The 17,235-nt window shown below is 68.5% G+C and carries 8 protein-coding genes; 5 read left to right on the top strand and 3 right to left on the bottom strand.

Annotated features, from left to right (window positions below; all coding sequences use genetic code 11):
* The 3 genes from K9U40_RS07675 to K9U40_RS07665 all read right to left on the bottom strand — a co-directional run.
* On the bottom strand, positions 1-428 hold a 428-nt coding region (locus K9U40_RS07675), incomplete at its 3' end, for a hypothetical protein (RefSeq protein WP_282889624.1).
* A 15-nt stretch (positions 429-443) separates the two neighbouring features.
* A complete protein-coding gene (locus K9U40_RS07670; protein WP_282889623.1) occupies positions 444-2,219 on the bottom strand; it encodes a type I secretion system permease/ATPase in 1,776 nt (591 codons plus the stop codon).
* Positions 2,220-2,312: 93 nt separating this feature from the next.
* The gene (locus K9U40_RS07665; RefSeq protein ID WP_282889622.1) at positions 2,313-11,249 is read right to left on the bottom strand and encodes a peroxidase family protein; all 8,937 of its coding nucleotides are present in this window, start codon (positions 11,247-11,249) and stop codon (positions 2,313-2,315) included.
* 281 nt (positions 11,250-11,530) lie between these two features.
* Between K9U40_RS07665 and K9U40_RS07660 the strand changes: the two genes are divergently transcribed.
* The 5 genes from K9U40_RS07660 (at position 11,531) to K9U40_RS07640 (ending at position 17,221) form a co-directional block, all read left to right on the top strand.
* The gene (locus tag K9U40_RS07660) at positions 11,531-12,874 is read left to right on the top strand and encodes a sensor histidine kinase (protein WP_282889621.1); all 1,344 of its coding nucleotides are present in this window, start codon (positions 11,531-11,533) and stop codon (positions 12,872-12,874) included.
* A gap of 141 nt (positions 12,875-13,015) precedes the next feature.
* Entirely contained in the window at positions 13,016-14,068 is a 1,053-nt protein-coding gene (gene argC / locus K9U40_RS07655; RefSeq protein ID WP_282889620.1) for an N-acetyl-gamma-glutamyl-phosphate reductase, read from the top strand.
* 296 nt (positions 14,069-14,364) lie between these two features.
* Positions 14,365-15,756, top strand: a complete 1,392-nt coding sequence (locus K9U40_RS07650) for a GntP family permease (protein ID WP_282889619.1) — start codon at positions 14,365-14,367, stop codon at positions 15,754-15,756.
* A 71-nt stretch (positions 15,757-15,827) separates the two neighbouring features.
* Entirely contained in the window at positions 15,828-16,730 is a 903-nt protein-coding gene (locus K9U40_RS07645; protein WP_282889618.1) for a ParA family protein, read from the top strand.
* Entirely contained in the window at positions 16,730-17,221 is a 492-nt protein-coding gene (locus K9U40_RS07640) for a hypothetical protein (protein WP_282889617.1), read from the top strand. The genes K9U40_RS07645 and K9U40_RS07640 overlap by 1 nt, the downstream gene beginning before the upstream one ends.
* Positions 17,222-17,235 lie beyond the last annotated feature (14 nt).

Below are 17,235 nucleotides of genomic sequence, written 5' to 3'. Positions count from 1 at the left end.
GGGGCGGGCAGGGGCGCGGCGTCGTCGGAGGGCTGTCGCATGGCCGCGCCGGAACGGCCGAGGCGGCCCGGCATGTCGGGCACCATGGGGGCGTCGGCGAATGCCGTCATCTCCGGCAGCCGGGGGGCATAGGGCGCGTCGGGCTCCTGCTCCGGCGGTTCCTCAAGCGCTGCGGCGGCGCCCGCCGTGGCCGCCGGCTCGGCCGTGGGCGCATCCGGTTCGTTGCCGGCAGGCTTCGGTGCGGGCGCCGGCTCGGGCCTTGCCTCGGCGCCGGTGGTCCCGGCCGCCAGGAAGGCGAGCGCACCGGCAAGGCCGGCGCTGACCAGGGCGACGATGCGCCCGCCCGGCTTCTCGTCGTGGGTTCGGTAGATCTCGGCGGCGGCTGCCTTGGGCCCACCGCCGGTGCGGGTTCCCTTCACGATGATCATGTCACGCTCCCGAGTTCACGCTCCCACGGCCTGAAAGGCCGGCTGGGCCGGCGCGGTGCGCGGCCTTTCGGCCGCTCGCGCGTCGACGGCCTCCAGCCGCAGTACCTCTTCCTTCGGGCCGAAGGCTGCGAGGCGTCCGTTCTGGACAAGTCCGACGAGGTCCACCGCGGCAAGCGCGCTGGGCCGGTGGGCCACCACCACGCAGATGCCGCCGCGCGCCCTGATCGCGGTGATCGCTTCCCGGAGCGCCGTCTCGCCGTCGGCATCGAGATTGGCATTCGGCTCGTCCAGCACCACCAGGAAGGGGTTGCCGTAGAGCGCGCGGGCAAGGCCGATGCGCTGGCGCTGGCCTGCCGACAGCGCCGCGCCTTCCGAGCCGAGGGGGGTCTGGTAGCCCTCCGGCAGGCGCAGGATCATCTCGTGCACGCCGGCGGCCTTCGCCGCTTCCACCACCGCCGCATCGTCGCGCACGCTGGCGAGGCGCGAGATGTTCTGCGCCACGGTGGCGTCCAGCAGGCACACATTCTGCGGCAGGTAGCCCACATGGCGGCCGATGGCTTCCTCCGTCCATTGGCCGATCTCCGCATCGTCGAGGCGCACGCCGCCGCGCAGGCAGGGCCAGATGCCGGTGATGGCGCGCACCAGGGTGGTCTTGCCCCCCGCGCTCGGCCCGATGATGCCGGCCGCCTGCCCGGCCTTGATCTCGAAGGCGACCTCGCTGAGCAGCACCTGGCCGTTGCCCGGCGCCGCCACGGTGATCTTCTCCACCTTCAGCGAGGCGCACGGGGCGGGCAGCTCGATCCGCTCGGGCAGCTTGCCGAGGGCGACGATGGTCTCCTTGAGCCGCCCGAAGGCCTGCCGTGCGCCCACGAAGCCGCGCCAGTTGCCGATGGCGAGGTCCACCGGGGCGAGGGCCCGGCCGCCGGCCACCGACGCGGCGATGATGCCGCCCGCCGACATGTCGCCATGGATGGTGAGATAGGCGCCGAGGCCGAGCGTCGCCGATTGCAGCACCATGCGCAGCACCCGTGACACGGCCCCGAACGCACCAGTGATGTCGTTGGATCGGGTCTGCAGGGCGAGGTGCTCGATATTGGCGACGCGGAAGCGCTCGACGGCATCGCCGGCAAAGCCCATGGCCTTGAGCACCTCGGCGTTGCGGGCGTTGGAATCGGCGATGGTGTTGCGCGCCAGCGCCGCCCGGCGCGTGTCCGCCGCGAGACGGCGCGAGACCACTTCGCTCGCCAGCGCGAGCACGGTGAGCACCATGGCCCCGCCGAGCACCAGCGCGCCGAGCCAGGGATGCAGGATGTAGACGAAGGCGACGTAGATGGGCACCCAGGGCAGGTCGAACAGGGCGCCGGGCCCGGTGCTGCCGAGGAAGTTGCGCACCGTGTCCACGTCGCGGCCGCGCTCGATGGCCTCGGTGGTGGAGAAGCCGAGGCGCGGCATGTCCACCACCACCTTGTGGGCGATGGGCGCCACCGACCGGTCGAAGCGCGCCCCCACCCGCACCAGCACCTGCGACCGGATGAGGTCGAACGCGCCCTGGAACATGTAGAGCCCGAGGGCCAGAACCGAGAGCGCGACAAGGGTGGGGATGCTGCCGGAGGTGAGTGCCCGGTCGTACACCTGCATCATGTAGAACGAGCCGGTGAGTGCCAGGATGTTGATGGCGCCGGAGACGATGAACAGAAACACCGCCATGCTGCGGAAGCCGGCCGTCAGCTTTTTCAGGTCGCGCTCGCGATCTGTGCGGGATCTGGCGGAAGCGCTGGATGAGGTCGCCATGGTGGGCCGCCCTGATGAACCACTGGAGGAGACACGGGGACTTGCGGGAACAGATGGAAAAGGCGGGGGCTGGGGCGCCCCCGCCTCGGGACATCACAGCACGAGGTTCTCGGGCTTCACGTCGTGCCGGCCCGCGATCTCGATGCGGAAGTCGGCGGCGGCATCGTCATTCACGGAGCCCTCGATGACGGTGACCTCTCCCGCCTCTCCCGCCTCGCTGGTCTCGACCGTGACGGCGACCTGGGCCGGTCCGCTGAGCGGGCCGTTGACCAGGGTGAAGGCCTGTTCCCCTGCCATGCCCCGGTTCGCGTCGATGGCGGAGAGGTCGATCATGTCGCCGGGCTCGAAGCCGAGGATCCTGTCGCCGTCCGCCGCCATGACCGAGCGGAACACGAAGACGTCCTCGCCCTCGCCGCCGTCCATCACATTGGCGCGGCGACCGGCGACGATGGTGTCGTCCCCGGAGCCGGTGGACACGTTCCGGCCCTCGCGGTCGCCCCAGCCACCCCAGCCGCCGCGCCCATGGACATGATGGCCGTGGCCGCCGTCGTCCGTCCGGTCGAGATCGACCGTGCGGTCGGCGGGGCCGTCGGACCGGTCGAGGGCGGTGTGCCCCCACATGCCGCGCGGGGCATGGCCGGCGTCGGGTGCTTCCGGCGCCGCCGCCGTGGCGGCAAGGCCGGGAAGGCCGTCATCGTCGTCCCGCGTGTCGTCCCGCCGGTCGAACCGTCCGCGGTGGTGCCAGTCGTCATCGGGCCGTCCGCCGGATGGAGCGTCGCTGTCGTCGTGATCGCTCCCGTTGGTGCCGGCGACCTGTGTCGTGCCCTGCGTCGTGCCTTGGGCGTCGTCGTCCGCATGGCGCGGGCCGCGATCGTCCCCGAAGCGGTCGAGGAAGGCCGTGAGTTTCTCCACCAGGCCCGAGAGGGCATCGCCCCCGCGTCCGCCCAAGAAGTGTTCCAGGAACGCCGCGATGGCGGCGGCCGGATTCGCAGGGTTCGATGGCGCCGGAGGGGCGGGGGCGTGGTCGTCGTCGTCCTCCTCCTCGTTTTCGGCGACGTCCTCCTCGTCCTCGTCTTCGTCCTCGTCCTGTTCCTCCTCGTTATCGTTGTCCTCTTCTTCTTCCTCGTCCTCTTCCTCGTCCTCGTCGTTCTCGGCGACCTCGTCGTCATCGTCCTCCCCGACGGGGTCCTCCGGGGTGTCGTCGTCCTCGTCCCCGTCGTTCGCGGTCTCGTCGTCCTCGTCCGCGTCGTCGGGAATCTCGGTGTCGAAGACGCTTTCGGCGAGGCCCTGGAGACCGGTATTGCGCAGGATGATGTCCGAGAACTCCTGCCCGTCGATGAAGTCTTCGTAGAAGTCGAAGGCTTCGACGCGGTCCTTGTAGTAGAAGCGATCGGCTTCCTGGAGCCGGTCGAACTGCTCGTGCAGGATGGTCCAGAAGGTCTGGCCCACCATGCCGCCGTTCACATGGGTCTCGGCGAGGCCGCCTACCCACAGGTCCACCCGGTCGATGCCCTTGACGATCTTCGCCCCGTTGTCGCCGTCGAGAAGCGCGATGTCCGGATTGACGGCGACGAAGGCGGCGATGTCCTCCGGCGTCGCCAGGACGAGGTCGGGGTAAGCGGCCTTGAACTGGGCGATCACCGTGTCGGAGAGGCCGTTGCGCTGCTGGAAGTCCTCCCAGGAGGCATAGGCCGACATGTCGCCGGCATGGCCCGCCGCTTCCTGCACATAGGGGTCGGTGGAGGCGGCGAGGTCCATGCGGACCTGGTTCAGCGTGCCGAGGCCCACATCGCGGCCGCGGGCGAGGTTGAAGGAGAACAGGTCGGCGTTGAGGCGCACCAGGTCGTTGCGCACCGCGTCGACGATGTTGAAGTCCACCGCCTCCGCCGGCTGGCTGACGATGCCGCCGAGGATGGCGTTGACGCCGAGCTGTTCATAGCCGGGCTGCGGCGTGTAATGGGCGGTGGGATCGGTGGTGAACGCCTCCGCGTCGTTGGTGGGGTTGAGGAAGGCGTCGAACAGCGCCACCTGTCGCGGCTGGCCGTTGGCGTCGAGCACGGTCAGGGTCTGGCCGATCAGCGAATGGCCGAAACGGTAGGCGGCCGCGGCGAACTCGTGGGAGATGCCGGGATCGGCATCGGGGTTGTAGTCGCTGTGGCCGTGGTCGCCGTCGCCCCGCATGCCGCCGAGCAGCTTGTCGGCGAACTCGGTGAAGACGACGCGCTGGTATTCGGCTTCGTTGAGCACCTTGGCGGCGTCGAACAGTTCCTGCTCGGTGCCGTCGAACCCGGCGGCCTTCAGCTGGTCCACATGGAAGTTGTGGTTCCGCGCCCAGATGGTGTGCACCGAGGTGAGCGCGAAGTTCTCGTTGGTCCGTCCGTCGCCCGCCACGTAATTGTCGAGCAGGTTCATGAACGGATTCACGTCGAGCAGCAGGGCCTGGCCGGAGCCCATGAAGTTGCCGGCGAGCTTCGCCACCACGTCCGGGTTGAAGCTGCCATCGGGATTGACGAGGTCGGCCGTGACCCCGGGCGAGACCTCGTAATCCGTGAAATAGTCGCGGAAGGAGACGGCGCCGCCGGGCAGGGACGGGTCGGTGAAGACCGTGTCGTTGTCCCAGTGGTGCTGGAGCGCCTCCCGCAGGGTCGGCAGCAGGGCGAAGGTCGGGCTGGAGGGGTCCGGCGCGCCCTTCAGGAGATAGGACGAGAGCCCGCCCTCGCCATCGCCCTGCCGCAGGAACTGGCCAACGAGGCCGTGCGAGCCATAGGCCTGGTTCTGGTCCACGAAGGCGGTGGTCTTGTTGATGTGCTGCGGCGTGCCGTCGGCGTCAAAGCCCACCACTTCGGCACGGGTGAGGTCGGCCGGATTGCCGGAGCCCGGCGCCCCGGTGCCGGCCCCGCCGATCTCGATCTTCCCGTTGGCCGCGCTCTTGGCGATGAAGTCGAGGCCGTGGTCGAAATACTGGCCGAACGCCATGAAGAAGATGTTGGCGCCTTCGGCATTGGTCGGCAGGCCCGCCTCCTGGGTGCCGATGAGGTTGGAGATGGCCCGCGGGTCGAGCCCGTCGAAGATGGGATTGACCGCGTGGTTGCCGGTGGCCGCGTCGTATTCCCCGTAGCGCGCCTGGGTGAGGCGGAGGAACAGGGTATCGGACTTGCCGTAGTCCGGATTGTCCACATTGTTGCCGGCGCCGGAGATGGTGCGCGGTCCCAGCCCGTTCTCGGCGTCGTCGTCGTCCGGGAAGGGCAGGACGCCGGAGATGAGCTTCTTCAGCCCCTCGATATCGCGCGGGGTCAGGGCGAAGGCGCCGGTGGGGCCGTCATCCCCGCTCCCGCCGGATGTTCCGGGGTCGGTTCCGGCAAAGCTGATGGACGAACCGTCGAACACGTCCTGCGGCCGCGGCGTGCCGATGACGGTGTCGTTGCCGCCGTTGGAGCGGAACACCACCCGGTGCGCGGACGTGAGCTGCGAGATGTCCACCGTGTCGTCGCCGGAGCCGCCTTCGAGCGTGATGGTGCTGGTGGAAAGCGATGTCGTGCCGAAGTTGCCGTGCGGCACGAAGGTGTCGCCGCCGCCGAAGCCGTTGATGACGATCTCCTCGATATTGTCGAGCTCGGCGATGACGTCAGCAGTATTGGTGCCGTTGCGGGTGATGACGATCTCGGTCGTGCCGGCGAGCCCGGTGATGCCGGCAGCCGTGGCCTCCGCCACCGTCCAGATGTGGAACGTCTCCGTGGTGCTGTCGCCGGCCACATGGACGGTGTCGGTGCCGGTGCCGCCATCCATCAAATCGCGGCCGTCGCCCACCCGCCACAGGATTGTGTCGTTGCCGGCGCCGCCGTTGGCCGTGTCGTTGCCGGCGCCGCCCACCAGGATGTCGGTGCCGCCGTTGCCGTTCATGGTGTCGGCGCCGGCGAAGCCGAGCAGGATGTCGGCGCGGTTGCCTTGCAGCAGGCCGGTGCCGCCATTGAGCGTGTTCGTGGCGCTGGTCACCACGGTATAGTCGGTGCCGGCGAAGCGCATCTGCTCGATGCCGTTGAGGGTGTCCGTACCCTCCGCCCCGGTCAGGTCGGAGACGACGATGTCGGCGCCCGACTGGGCGAAGTTGAAGTTGCGCGCGCTGCCGGCATGGACGGCCGTGTCCACGAGCCCTCCGCCCCCGGTGAGGGTGTCGTTTCCGGCCCCGCCCGTGAGGGTGTCGCTGCCGTTGAGGCCGTTCAGCACGTCGTTTCCGGCGCCGCCATTGAGGGTGTCGTTACCGCCCGTGAGGCCGAAGAACCCGCCGGGGTTGCCGCCGGTGGCCATGTCGTCGCCGGCCGTGCCGTTGAAGGTGTTGTTGATGCCGTTCGCCCCGGTGAACAGGTCGCCTACCACGCCGGTGGGCGCGGAGGTGACGCTCTCGCTGTAGCCGTCGCCATCGGTGAAGGAGACCGCGACGCGCAGCAGCGCGCCCACCTGGGCCTGGGCCGGCGTGAAGGTCGGCGCGGTGCCGCCCTGGGCGGCCGGAACGTTGTTCCACGTGGTGCCGCCGTCCGAGGAGGTCTGCCACTGATAGGCAAGGGTCCCGACGCCGTTGGCGTCGGCGATGGTCGCGACGTTCACGGAGAGCACCTGCCCCTCGGTGGGCGTCGCGTCGCTGATCGCCGGCGCGCCGGTGGCCGGGCTGTTCGGGTCGGGGAAGAAGTCCGCGACCTCGATGGTGCCGTCGGCGAACTGCAGGAGTTCGACGTTGCGCAGCGTGTCGGTGCCGTCGGAGACGTGGGGGCGGCCCGTGCTCGGGTCGATGACCCCGGGGGTCACCGTGACGTGGGTGACCGTGACCAGGCGTTCCGGGCCGGAGCTGAGAACGGGAGTGATCACGTAGTTTTCCTGGACGTCCCAGAACACAGCGGTGTCGACTTCACTGTCGGGCGCCGCCTCGATCTCCCGCACGATGTGGAGCTGCGAAGGTGTGATCACGCGGTCGATCATCAGCTGGAACAGGGACTTGCCGGCCCAGGCCGGGTTGGCGAAATCCGCCGGGAAGACGTGGCCGAGACTGTCGACGCTGGCGATCTCGTTGGCCGCGCTGTTTTCCGTGCCCGGCTGGGTGATGCGGATGCGCACGTTGAGCCAGGCGTCGCCGTCGATCACGTCGTCGCCGCCGTTGCCCTGGAGGCGGTCCGAGCCACCACCGCCGAGCAGAATGTTGCCGCCGGTGAAGGCAATGACGCTTTCAAGCTCCGCCGCGCTGGCGCCCACGGGCGCGGCAGCCACCAGCGTGCCGAGCAGCTGGCGCAGGCCGTCGATGCGATCGACGCCGGCCTGGCTCAGCTCGTCCTGGAAGAAGGTTCCCTCGGCCGTGGCGTCTGCCGGAAGCGCGGCGTCGGCGACGCGGTCGTCGCCGATCAGGGTGTCGTCGTTGTGCCACCCGGACAGCGCCTCCACCTTGTCGAAGCGGTTGCGCAGGATGTCCTGCTCCTCGGTGGTGAAGATCTTGATGCGCATGTCGGCATAGCCGTCGATGTTCGCACCCTGGAAGGTGACCCAGTCGAAGCCGAACATGCCCTCGTTGCGCATGACGCTCTCGCCCTGGACCATGATGTCGTCGCCGGATTCGGCATCGAAATCATGTTCGTCGGAGCCGGCGAACATCACGTCGTGCCCGATGATGTTCGAGTTGAAGAAGAGCTGGGAATTGTCGCCGGCGGTGGTGTCGAAGCCTGCGCCGGCCTCGATCCAGTCGTCGCCTTCATTGCCGAGCAGGAAGTCGACGCCCGCGCCGCCAAGGATGAAGTCGTCGCCTTCGCCGCCGAACACCTCGGTGTCGTCCACGCCGACGAAGATGGCATCCTTGCCGGTGCCGCCCATGAGGACGTCGAGGCCGTTGGAATTGGCGATCACGTCGTCGCCGGCCTCGCCCTTCAGGAAGTCGCCGGTGTCGCCGGAATCGGTGAGGATGTCGTCGCCGGCGCCGCCATTGACGAGATCGACGCCCGCACCCGACTCGATGCGGTCGTTGCCGGCGTCGCCCCAGATGGAATCGTCGCCGAAGTCGGCGATGATGATGTCATCCCCGTTGGTGCCGCCGAAATTGACGTGCTCGCCGCCGGTGTAGCGCAGGTAGTTGGTGTCGAGGCCGGGAGTGGCCGGATTGTCGCGCTGCACCTTGCCGAGGCCCATGCCTTCCAGCACCGGATCGTTGCCGGTGGGATCGGGCTCCAGCTGCATGGCGGCATTGACCTCCAGGTAGTGGTCGTAGCGCGCGAAGACATCAATGCCCACGTGCCGCGCCACGATGTCGTCCGGCGTGCCGCGGATGCCGTCCGGGCCGGGATCGGCCAGGTCGGTGTTGGCAAGGATCATCTTGGAGAAGGAGTTCTGCTCCAGGGCGTTGAGGAAGTTCAGGCCCTGGGTGCGGGTGAGGTAGTAGAAGCGGTCGCCGTCCTGCAGGTTTTCAAGCTGCGCCTCGAACACGGCGTTGAAGGTGGAGCCGAGCATGCCGCCGAACGGCATCTCCTTCTCCGCAAGGCCGCCGATCCACAGGTCGATACTGTTCACGCCGGTCTCCGCCGCCGGCCCGTTGAGCCAGGCGAGGCGCTCGGCCTTCTGCTCGGCCGTTTCGCCGGCGACGCCGAACACGAGATCCCATGCGGCCGCGCGCTTGTCCTCGGAGGTGGTGGCGGCGGTGATGCTGGCGTGTGTGCCGTAGGCGGCGATGAAATTCACCACCGATAGCGGGTTCTTCAGGTTCGCCGCGAAGTCCACCCAGTTCTCGTAAGGGGTGAGGAAGCTGGAGCCGGTCGCGGCGTAGAGCTGCTCCCGCGCGTCGTTGAGGGAGGGGACGCCGGTGTCGCGGCCGCGGGCGATGTTGATGGCGGCAAGGTCCAGCGGCAGGCCCAGCAGGTTGTTGCGCAGCGCGCCGGTGACGAACTCGTCGATCTCGTTGCCCGGCTGCATGGACATGCCATGGATGAGGGCGGCGGTCGCCTCGTCCGAGGTGCCGAGGCCGGCGAAGGCGGTGGGATTCAGGAAGGCCTCGATGAGGCCCATTTCCGTCATCTGGCCGTTGCCATCCACCATCGCGATGTTCTCGGTGAGCATCGAGTGGCCGAAGCGATAGACCGTGTGCGCGAACTCCGCGAAGATCGCGGGGTTGATGTCGGTGACGCTGTTGAAGACGAACGGGTCGATGGCCGGCTGGATCTTCCGCGCGAATTCTTCAAAGACGAGGTGCTGGTACTGCATCTCGGTGGCGAAGCGCGCGGCCTGGAACAGGCGCTCGCCGTCCCAGCTCAACGTATTCGCATAGTCGAGCTGCTCCAGCTTCGTCATCTCGGCGAAGCCTGCCGGCAGCCCGGAGAAGGAGCCGGAAAGCCATTCATTGATGAAGGCGGTGTCGCCGGAATTGAGGATGGTGAGTTTCTGCGCGTCCACCTGCCGGTTGTGCTCGGAATGGAAGACGTGGTGGACCGCGGTGAGGCCGATATTCTCGTTCCCGCGCCCGTCGCCAGTGATGTAGTGGAGGTTCAACAGTTCACCGTCATAGGCGCCCGGCTGGAGCGCCACCTCGGCCCCGTCGATGACGCCATTGCCGTCGAGGTCGCCGTTGACGACCCCATCCGCATCCTCGGTCTTCAGCGCCCCGGTCTGGCTGTTAATGGGGTTGGCGGCGTGGGCGATGTCGTCGAGGAAGGCGTGGCCGGTGCGGATGGCGCCCGCCGTGAAGGTGTTCACCGGCGCATCGGCCGTGCCCGACACCACCACGTCGTCCGCCGTGTTGGGAATGCCGTCGACGCCGATGCCGACGATGACCTGCGCATAGCCGTCCGCGTTGGGGATGAAGCGGCCATAGGCGTCGGTGCGCAGCAGCGGCAGGTTCACCACGTCGCCGTCGGTGAGCTCGATGCCGAGCATCTCGCGGGCCTGCGCCTTCACGTCGCCCCAGGTGGGCAGGCCGCCATCGGCGCCGTTGAGCAGGCGGCCGGTGGCCACGGTCTTGCCGTCGGTCCCGGTGGCGTATTCGCGCAGGAACACCTGGTGGGAGGGGTGGGAGGTGTAGGTCTGGTTCTGGTCCACGAAGGGCGTGGTGGTGTTCACCGCCTCGTGGGTGGTGTCGTCGGCGGTGCCCATGACGCCGTCCGCCCCCGGCCCCGCGACCGGGGTGGAGCGGGTGAGCACCATGAAGGCGTTCTGCGGCGACACCTCGTCGCCCGAGCCGGGGATGCCGTCCGGACCATGGGTGACGAGCGGGTCGTCGGGCGCGAGCGGGATGAAGATGGTGCCGTTGCCGCCCTTCGAGATCAGGTCGAGGCCGTGGTCGAAGAACTGGCCGAAGAAGGTCATCCAGCTGCTGAAGGGCGCCGAGAGGCCCTCGTCGGGCGCCACGTTGGGGATGACGAGGGAGCCGTTCGCCTGCTCAAGGCCCTTGGCGGCCAGCAGCGCGTCGAAGGCCGCCTGCGCGGCGTCCTTCGCCGCCTGGTCCGCGCCGGGATCGGAGAGCGCCGCCATGAGCGCGGCATGGCCGTCGCGCACCTGCTCGAGGTCGCCGCCGACGCCATAAATGGTGGTCGAGCCGGCATAGGTGAGGGCGGCGACGATGGCGGCGGGATTGTTGAAGCTCATGTCGGCCACGAGGTTCGAGATGAGCCTCGGGTCTGCGTCCGCCACGTTGCCGGCGGCGCCATAATCGGTGTTGGTGACGATGCCGCCCGGTCCGAGATCCATCTGGTCGCTGTCGGCGTCGTTGATGAAGTTGGGGTCGAGCATGCGCGGCATCGGCTGGTCCGCCGCGCCCCAGGTTTCTCGGCCATCGACGATGTTGTTGTAAGTGCCGTCCACCGTGCGCAGGCCGAAGGGGGTCTTGGGATCGGGAATGGCGCGCGGCGCATTCGGGTCGAAGGCGGGGGAAAGGTACCAGGCGGGATCGGCGATCACGTCGCCATTGGCGTCGAGCCGGATTTCCGTCAGCGGGATCCCCGCCGCATGGGCCTCCGCAATCTTGATCTGCTGCAGGATGAATTCGAGATCGTTGCGCACCAGCTGGACCATGACGCCCTCCGTCGGTGACGGCCCCGGCACGCGGAATTCCTTCCGGGCAGGGCCCTAAGACTTCCAGGGGCGCGGGTCCGTTTCCGCAGGGTCACTATTTCTTTGGCCGGACGCGGAATTGCCGCTACCCTGACTGTTCCAGTCGTGGTGATGGTGAACAAGCCATGGCAAACCACATAGACCAGAAGGTCCCGCGTTCTGGACCCGTCGATTACCGGGAAAGCCCTGAGGCTGATGGACCGGGCAAGCTCCGACCTTGGTCGGTAACAGGCCCCGCGACTTTGGTCCGTCTGTGGATGCGGCTTGGCCTGCGCACCAAGTTCCTGCTGTCCGCATCGCTCATGTTCGCCGGGTTCATGCTGGTGCTGGGCGCCTGGATCCAGAGCCGCATCGAAACCGACTGGCGGCAGAGCGCCATCGCCGCCACCGCCCGCTTCCTCGACGACATGCTGAGCGACCATGTGGCCGTCCTGATGTCCCGTTCCGATCCCAGGGCGGAAGTCGCCGCCCGGCTGCTTTCCGCGGAGTTCGAGGGCGGCCTGCGCAAGGAGTTCGCGGCGATCACGGTCTGGACCACCGACGGGGTCGAGGTCTTTTCCGTGGGTCGGCAGGCAATGGGCGAAACCTTGCCGGTCGACGTGCGGACCAGCGTGCTTTCGGGGGAGACCGTGGTGCGGCAGCGCGGCTCCGCGTTCCACACCGAGCGCGGCGCCGTCATGCGCGTCTTCACCCCCGTCCTTGATCCGGCGGCCGGCACCATCGCCGCCATTGCCGGCGCGGACCAGTGGAGTGGCGAGATTGATCGCGTGGCGCGGGCGGAAAGCCTCAAGACCTGGCCCATCGTCGGTGCCGCGACGGTGGTGATGATCGGCTTGCTCTATCTGCTTGTCACCAGCGCAGCGGCGACCATCGAGCGACAGCGCACGGCGCTGGTGCGGCAGGCGCGCCACGCCCGTCTCCTCGGCCGGCGCAGCGCGGTGCTGACACGCCTCGCGGAGCAGGCGCGGCACGATGCGATGGTCGCCATCGAGAAGACCCTGGCAAGGGTCGGCTCCGACATTCATGACGGCCCGATCCAGCGCCTCGCCATCCTGGCCCTGCGGCTCGACGAGACGCAGGCGGGGCGGGCGCTGGGCGAGGAGATGCAGCAGATCGTGGCCGAGCTGCGCGACATCACCTCCGGGCTGGCCCTGCCGGAGCTGGACGGCCAGGACCTCGAGGGCGCGATCCGCCTCGCCGTGGCCGGGCATGAGAAGATCACCGGCAAAGAGGTGGCCCTGAGCCTCGGCCCCCTGCCGCCCCATGTGCGCAAATCGGTGAAGGTGAGCGCCTTCCGCATCGTGCAGGAGGCCCTTGCCAACGGCTTCCGCCATGGCGGCGGCGTCCGGCAGGCGGTTCACGCGCGGGCGGGACAGGGCTGTCTCGTGCTCACCGTCAGCGATGCCGGGCCGGGCTTTCCGGGTGGGCCGCCCGATCCGGGCCGGGCCTGCCTCTCCAGCCTCAACAGCCGGGTCGAGGCCATGCGGGGCGACATCCGCCTGGGAAACGCGGAGCCTCACGGCGTGTGCGTGGAGGTCCTGCTTCCCCTCGGTCTCCGCCCGGCGGGGTCAGCCGGCACGCGATAGCAAGGGAATGGCCCAACCGGCCCGTCCGGCGGATTGGCCGGAACCACAGGTCTGGTGTCCTTCATTCGTCGCAAAAAGCAGTGTAGACAGCGACGCCCGGCGCCGGCTCAACACCCCCGCGCGCCGACGATGGAGAGCCCCATGGCAGACGCAAAGGCAAGGATCGCAGTTCTCGGAGCCTCCGGCTACACCGGGTCCGAGCTGGTGCGCCTGCTGCTGCGCCATCCGCGCGTGGAGATCGTGGCGCTCACCGCCGACCGCAAGGCCGGCCAGACCATGGCCGAGGTCTTTCCCCAGTTCGCGCCCTTCCACCTGCCGAAGCTCGTGACCATCGACGAGGTGGACTTCAGCGGCGTCGATCTCGTGTTCTGCGCGCTGCCCCACGCCACCACACAGCTCGTGATCAAGAAGGTGTTCGACGCCGCGCCGAACGTGAAGGTGGTGGACCTCTCCGCCGACTTCCGCCTGAAGGACCCCGGCGCCTACGAGCAGTGGTACGGCCATCCCCACCAGGCGCTGGAACTCCAGCAGGAGGCGGTGTTCGGCCTCGTGGAGATCTACCGCGACGACATCCGCAAGGCCCGGCTGGTGGCCAATCCCGGCTGCCATTCCTCCACCGCCATCCTGCCCATCGTGCCGCTCCTGGAAGCCGGCGCCATCGAGCCGGAGAGCATCGTGGTGGATTCCAAGACCGGCATGTCGGGCGCCGGCCGCTCCGCCAAGGAGGCCATGCTGTTCTCCGAGGTGTCGGAGGGCATCCACGCCTATGCGGTCTCCGGCCACCGGCACATGGGCGAGCTGGACCAGGAATTCTCCAAGGCGGCGGGCCGGCCCGTGGCGCCCATGTTCGTGCCGGTGCTGGCGCCCATGAACCGGGGCATCTACGCCACCCTCTATGTGCGCACCACCGGCGCCCGGGCCGAGGACCTGCATTCCATCCTCGCCGACTATTACAAGGGCGAGCCCTTCGTGCATGTGATGCCGTTCGGGCAGGTGCCGCAGTCGCGCCATGTGCGCGGCTCCAACATGGTGATGCTGGGCGTGGTGGCGGATCGCAATCCGGGTCGCGCCATCCTCATCTCGACCCTGGACAATCTGGTGAAGGGCGCTTCCGGCCAGGCGGTGCAGAACATGAACCTGGTGCTCGGCTTCCCCGAGACCCTGGGGCTCGACCAGATCGCCCTCATGCCCTGATCGGGCCGCGGGCTGCGGGCCGCCCGGTAGCCGTGCCGGCGCCGTCCCTCCCGGGGGGGGCGGCGGCACCGGCGTGCCGGCAGTCCCGGCGGCGACGATCCCGGCGCGGCTCCGAGGCCGCGGTAGCCATCCTCGCGGCCCGCGTCCAGACGCCCTCCAGAGCCGGTGGACACTGCCAAGCCGGCGCACTTTACGCTGGGGGACACAAACACAAGTCTAGTCGCCAAGAGGTATAGGACAGGCTAGCTTCCCTATCTCCCCATAGGGATTCCCCTACCTCTTTTCCCGGACGCATTATGAGCTTCCTCATTTGCCTGGCCGCGCTCGGCTTCCTGATGCTGGTCGCCTATCGCGGCTTCAGCGTCATCCTCTTTGCCCCCGTGGCGGCCATTGGCGCCGTCCTGCTGACGGACCCCTCCGCGGTCCCGGTCATCTTCTCCGGCCTGTTCATGGAAAAGATGGTGGGCTTCATCAAGCTCTACTTCCCCGTGTTCCTGCTGGGCGCCGTGTTCGGCAAGCTCATCGAGCTGTCGGGCTTCTCGCGTTCCATCGTCTCGTCCATCGTGAAGCTGCTGGGGCCGTCGCGGGCCATCCTGTCCATCGTGCTGGTGGGCGCGCTGCTCACCTATGGCGGCGTCTCGCTGTTCGTGGTGGTGTTCGCCATCTATCCGTTCGGCGCGGAGATGTTCCGGCAGGTAGGCATTCCAAAGCGGCTCTTGCCGGCGGTGGTGGCGCTCGGCGCCTTCTCCTTCACCATGGACACGCTGCCCGGCACGCCGCAGATCCAGAACATCATCCCCACCACCTTCTTCAAGACCACCGCTTATGCGGCGCCCATCCTCGGCATCGCCGGCTCGCTGTTCATGCTGGTGGTGGGCATCAGCTACCTGGAGTTCCGCCGCCGCCAGGCCCAGAAGAAGGGCGAGGGCTACGGCGAGGGCCACATCAACGAGGTGGTGGTGGACGAGAGCGTGCCGCTGGTCTCGCCCTTCCTCGCGCTGCTGCCGCTGGTGGTGGTGGGCATCGCCAACCTCATCTTTGCAAAGCTCATTCCGGGCTGGTTCGGCGCCACCGCGAGCGCCACCCTGGTGGAAGGCGCCGCGGCGGTCAGCGTGCCCACCGGCACCTGGGCGGCCATCTGGTCGGTTCAGGCGGCGCTGCTGCTGGGTATCCTCACGGTGGTGCTGTTCGGCTTCAAGGCGATCGCCGGCAAGTTCGCGGGGGGCTCCAAGGATGCGGTGTCGGGTGCGCTGCTCGCCAGCCTGAACACCGCCACGGAATACGGCTTCGGCGCGGTGATCGCGGCGCTGCCGGGCTTCCTCGTCATCAAGTCGGCGCTCAGCGCGATCCCCAACCCGCTGGTGAACGAGGCCATCACCGTGACGACGCTGGCCGGCATCACCGGATCGGCGTCGGGCGGCCTGTCCATCGCGCTCGCGGCCATGGCGGACCAGTTCATCGCCCAGGCGCACGCCCACGGCATTCCGCTGGAGGTGATGCACCGCGTGGCCTCCATGGCCTCGGGCGGCATGGACACATTGCCGCACAACGGCGCGGTCATCACCCTGTTGGCAGTCACCGGCCTCAGTCATCGCCAGTCCTACGGCGACATCTTCGCCATCACCCTCATCAAGACGGCAGCGGTATTTTTCGTCATCGGCTTCTACTATCTGACCGGGCTGTATTGACCCGGTTGTGTTGAGCGGGCACCACTCCCCCATTATGTTGCGACGCACAAGCGGGCGGGGATGGGGCACCGATGGCGGACGCTGACGGGCGAGTGATCGCCGTTGCCAACATGAAGGGGGGAGTCGGCAAGACCACCACGGTGGTCATGCTGGCGGAAGGGCTGGCCGAGGCCGGGCACAAGGTGGTGGTGCTCGACCTCGACGCCCAGGCCAACGCCTCCTACTGCTTCGCCCCGGACGAGCAGCTGAAAGTCATCCTGGAACAGCGCCGGTCGGTGACGTCCTTTCTCGCCGACCGGCTGCTCTACGGTGACCGCACCCCCATCACCGCCTATCTCTCCCACGACATTTCCCACGTGATGAAGGCCGGCGAGCCGCTCGCCATCGACATGGTGGTGGCCAGCCCCCGCCTGCGCCTGCTGGAGCGGGAGATTGTGCTGCGCCTCGCCGAGAAGAATTTCGGCATGCGGTCTCTTGAAGGCCAGTCGCTGCGCGTGCTGGAGGAGGCGCTGGGCCAGCTGCGCGCGCTCTACGATGTCATCCTGTTCGACTGCGCCCCCGGCATCTCCGCCTTCACGGAGGTCGCGATCCGCCTTGCTGACATGGTGATCGTGCCCACCATCCCCGATTATCTTTCCACCCTCGGCTTTGATGCCTTCCGCGCCTCGGTGTGGGAGAATGCGCACGTCACCCGGTCCGCGCTGCCGCAGCCGAAGCGACGGCCGCTGGTGCTGGCGAGCCGGGTGAACGGCAACAAGGTCCAGCATCGCGAGACCCTCGCCAGCCTGCGCAACGAAGCGGCCGAGCCCGGCGCGGTGTTCGAGATGTTTGATCTGGAGGTGGACAACCAGGCGTCCATCGAGCGGGCCATGGATCCGGAGAACTTTCCCTATGCGCCCACGTTCGAGCAGAAATGGAACCGGGCGCTGGGTCAGGTCCGCGACCTCGTGACCGAGACACGGAGACGGCTTTGATGGGTGAGGAGACGGACTTCTTTCAGCTGATGGCGGCCATCGGCGGCAAGGCCGCGCTCTTTTCCGCCTCCGGCCACGCGGCCCGCAAGGCCGTGAACGAGATCGTGCGCGCCCAGCTCGTCGCTGATGGAACGGGCCTCGATCAGGTTCGGCAGATCCGCGCGCTGCTCGGCCCGGCGGCCTTCGCGGAAGCCCTTGACGGCGTGCCGGCGCCCAAGACCAAGGCGCTCCTGACCCGAGCCGATCCCCACGGGCCGGCGCTGGCCCAGCCGGGGGATCGCATCAAGGCCCTGCTCGCCCTCGCCGACGGCAGCCGCGCGCCCAGCGTGCCCGTGGAGAAGCCGGCGAGGAAGGCGGCGTCGAGGAAGGCGCCCGCCGGCCCGGATGCGGCTCCGAAGGAAGAGGCGGCGAAGGATCCATCCGCGGCGCCGGCGCCGCGCAAGCGCAAGATCACGGGACGGGCAGCGCTGCGGGTGTCCGAGGAGCGGTGAGGCAGGGGCGGGCC

The organism is Xanthobacter autotrophicus, assembly GCF_030015065.1.
Classification (GTDB): Bacteria; Pseudomonadota; Alphaproteobacteria; order Rhizobiales; family Xanthobacteraceae; genus Xanthobacter; species Xanthobacter autotrophicus_D.
The sequence above is the reverse complement of the archived record's forward strand: the minus strand, read 5'-3'. Positions and strand labels throughout refer to the sequence as shown.